We start from the raw sequence: 3,481 nt of genomic DNA, 5'->3' as shown, positions 1-3,481 counted from the left end.
AGGGCGCATCCGTGTTAACATCGCGCACTTGCCCTCACGGCTTCGCGCGCCGCATTCGCTACAGCATCGATGCGCGCTCGATGCGAGCCGCCAACCTCGTTACACCCATCCACAACGATGTCCGCAGGATTGAACCCCGCCCAGAGCGAAGCGGTGCGCTACCTCGACGGCCCGTGCCTCGTGCTTGCCGGTGCCGGCAGCGGCAAGACGCGCGTGATCACGCAGAAGATCGCCCACCTCATCGAGAACAAGGGTTTCGAGCCGCGCCATATTGCGGCCGTGACCTTCACGAACAAAGCCGCGGCCGAAATGCGCGAGCGCGTTGGCAAGCTGCTCGAAGGCAAGACGCTGACCACCCCCGGTAAAGAGGGCCGGAAGGTGCCTGTCAATCAGCTGACGGTTTGCACGTTCCACTCGCTCGGCGTGCAGATCCTGCGCGCGGAAGCCGAGCATCTGGGCCTCAAGCCGCAGTTCTCCATCATGGATTCCGACGATTGCTTCGGCATGATCCAGGAGCAAGTCGGCTCGACCGATAAAGGCTTCATCCGCAAAATTCAGTCGATTATCTCGCTGTGGAAGAACGGACTGATCGACCCGCAAACGGCAGCAGCCAGCGCATCGAACGAGGATGAGCACCAGGCGGCGATCGTCTACCGGAACTACGTCGCGACGTTGAGCGCCTATCAGGCGGTCGATTTCGACGACCTGATCCGATTGCCCACCGAGCTGTTCGCTCAGAATGAAGCGGTGCGTGACCGCTGGCAGAACAAGCTGCGGTATCTGCTCATCGACGAATACCAGGACACGAATGCGTGTCAGTACGAATTGGTGAAACTGCTCGCGGGACCGCGTGCAGCGTTCACGGCCGTGGGCGATGACGATCAGGCGATCTACGGCTGGCGCGGCGCCACACTTGAGAACCTTGCGCAGCTCGGCAAGGATTTTCCGAAGCTGCATCTGATCAAGCTCGAGCAGAACTACCGCTCGACGGTGCGGATTCTGACGGCGGCGAACAACGTCATTGCGAACAACCCGAAGCTGTTCGAGAAGAAGCTGTGGTCCGAGCACGGCATGGGCGACACGATTACCGTGACGCCTTGCAACGACGAAGAGCACGAAGCCGAATCGGTCGTCTTTCGTTTATCGGCGCACAAGTTCGAGCGGCGGACGCAGTTTCGCGACTACGCGATTCTTTACCGCGGCAACTTCCAGGCGCGGATCTTCGAACAGGTGCTGCGCCGCGAACGCATTCCGTATGTCATTTCGGGTGGACAGTCGTTCTTCGACAAAGCGGAAATCAAGGATATCTGCGCCTATTTGCGCCTGATCGCGAATCCTGACGACGATCCCGCCTTCATCCGCGCGATTACCACGCCGCGGCGCGGCATCGGCAATACTACGCTCGAAGCGCTGGGCTCGTTCGCGGGGCAGGCCAAGGTCTCGCTGTTCGAAGCCGTTTATATGGGCGGGATCGAAGCGCGACTCTCCGCGCGGCAGGTCGAACCGTTGCGTGTGTTCTGCGATTTCATGCAGCGGATTGCCGATCGTGCGACGAAAGATGCCGCGACGACGCTCCTCGACGATCTAATGGAGGCGATCCACTACGAAGCCTACCTTTACGATACGCTCGACGAGCGCCAGGCTCAGTCGCGCTGGCAGAACGTGCTCGAGTTTCTGGAATGGCTCAAGCGCAAGGGTACGAAGCCTGAACCCGATCAGATCGAGGAAGGGGAAGCCAGCGGATTCGACAACGCCGACGGCTTGGCCGATACCGGGAAGAATCTGCTTGGCTTGATCCAGACGGTTGCCCTGATGTCGATGCTTGAGGGCAAAGAGGAAGACCCGGACGCCGTGCGTCTGTCGACGGTGCACGCGTCGAAAGGGCTCGAGTATCCGCACGTGTTTTTGGTGGGCGTCGAGGAAGGGATCATGCCGCACCGCGGCGGCGCGGACGACGAGCCGATCGACGATGCGCGGATCGAAGAAGAGCGGCGGTTGATGTATGTGGCGATCACGCGGGCACAGCGCAGCTTGCATTTGAACTGGTGCAAGAAGCGCAAACGCGCCCGTGAGACGGTGGTGTGCGAGCCCTCGCGCTTCATTCCCGAAATGGGGCTGGACGAAGCGCCGCCGCCGACGCCCGAAGAGGCGCCGATGACGCCGAAAGATCGGCTGGCGAGTTTGAAGGCGCTGCTGCAGAAGCCTTGAATCGGTGTCGGTGCGCGTGCTGGTGCCGCTTTGGATCTTCGCGTGATGCTGGCGTTCGGCCCGTCTTGCTGCTCACGAAACAGTTGCGGCACCGATCGAAGGCGTAGGCGGCGCTTGCGAACCGACGCGAAGCATCCAATCGACGAAGGCCGCACTCTTCGAGCCGGGCCCTTCGGCATGGCGCGTGTATATCCATGTCCCGCGATCCACCGGCGAAAAGCCCAACGGGGCGATCAGCATGCCGTTGACGATCTCTTGGCGAACGAGAAATTCAGGCGCGATCGCCAATCCCAGGCATCCTTTCGCTGCCTCGATTGATAACGACAACGACTCGAACACAGTGCCGCCGGAGTGCTCGAGTTTGAGCCCAACCGCATCGGCCCATTCGCTCCACGCATTCAGTCGCGATGTCGCGTGCAGGAGGGGCACGTCGCGAATCTGCTCGAACGCGGTGGGCGGTGCCGGCCAGTTCGGCGAGCAGACGGGGCCGATTCGATCGGTTACGAGGCGAGTGACGTCGGCGCCTTCCACCGGTGACGATGAGTGCCCGCTTAGAACCAGCACGTCGACCTTGCCAGCCAGCAGCGCATCCACCGTTGTTCGGGTTTGAAAGTGCAGCAGCAGATCCGGATGTTCCTGCGCAAATCGCTCGATACGCGGCAGCAGCCATTGGGCGAGAAACGTGGTCGAACATGCAATCGACAAGGACTGGGCAGCCGCGTCGGATCGGATCTGCTGACACTCTTGTTCCAAGATGGAGAACGCGTGTTTGCATGCCTGGCGAAGACGTTCGCCATTGCGGGTGAGACGCACGCCGCCGCTGTGCCGCTCGAACACGGGCTGCCCAAGCCACTCCTCCAGTGCTCGCATCTGGTGGCTGATCGCTCCATGCGTCATCCCGATCGCCGCTGCCGCACTGGAAAAGCTTGAATACTCCGCGACGGCCTCGAAACTCAATAGCGTGCGGACGACAGGAAGCCGCTTCATCGGGTTGTTAATTTTCTTCACGGCCCATGTTTAGAAATTTCGTTCGCTTTTGATTGTGGGCATATCTTAACATTCAAGCCTCTCTTGAAATCTATGCATTTTTATGCGGAGGAAGGATGTATTCGGATGTCGTGCAAGAGTTGCAGAATGTGCACGAGGTGTCTGAGCGCTTGGGGGCGGCTGTTAGCATATTTGGCAGCGCACGGGTGACTTCTGCGTCGCCTGAGTTTGAATTGGCCCGGCAGGTCGCGTATAAGCTGGCCGTTCGGGGATACGCTGTCATTTC

2 protein-coding genes are annotated in these 3,481 nt (G+C 60.4%); one reads left to right on the top strand and one right to left on the bottom strand.

Annotated features, from left to right (window positions below):
- Positions 1-117 precede the first annotated feature (117 nt).
- Complete coding sequence (locus tag ACTHL0_RS20205; RefSeq protein ID WP_440568661.1) at positions 118-2,208, top strand: UvrD-helicase domain-containing protein; 2,091 nt, start codon at positions 118-120, stop codon at positions 2,206-2,208.
- Between the two features lie 72 nt (positions 2,209-2,280).
- Here the strand turns inward: ACTHL0_RS20205 and ACTHL0_RS20200 are convergent, their stop codons facing one another.
- Positions 2,281-3,216: a LysR substrate-binding domain-containing protein gene (locus tag ACTHL0_RS20200; protein ID WP_440568660.1), complete on the bottom strand. Its 936-nt coding sequence runs from the start codon at positions 3,214-3,216 to the stop codon at positions 2,281-2,283.
- Positions 3,217-3,481 lie beyond the last annotated feature (265 nt).

The sequence above is a fragment of the Trinickia sp. genome (genome assembly GCF_051961175.1).
Taxonomy (GTDB): Bacteria; Pseudomonadota; Gammaproteobacteria; order Burkholderiales; family Burkholderiaceae; genus Trinickia.
Note: the sequence above shows the minus strand (reverse complement) of the source record. Positions and strands in the feature narration are given on the sequence as shown.

Excerpts from the sequence above, each read along its gene's own strand:
- ACTHL0_RS20205 (WP_440568661.1), top strand. The coding sequence starts at position 118 with ATGTCCGCAGGATTGAACCCCGCCCAGAGCGAAGCGGTGCGCTACCTC.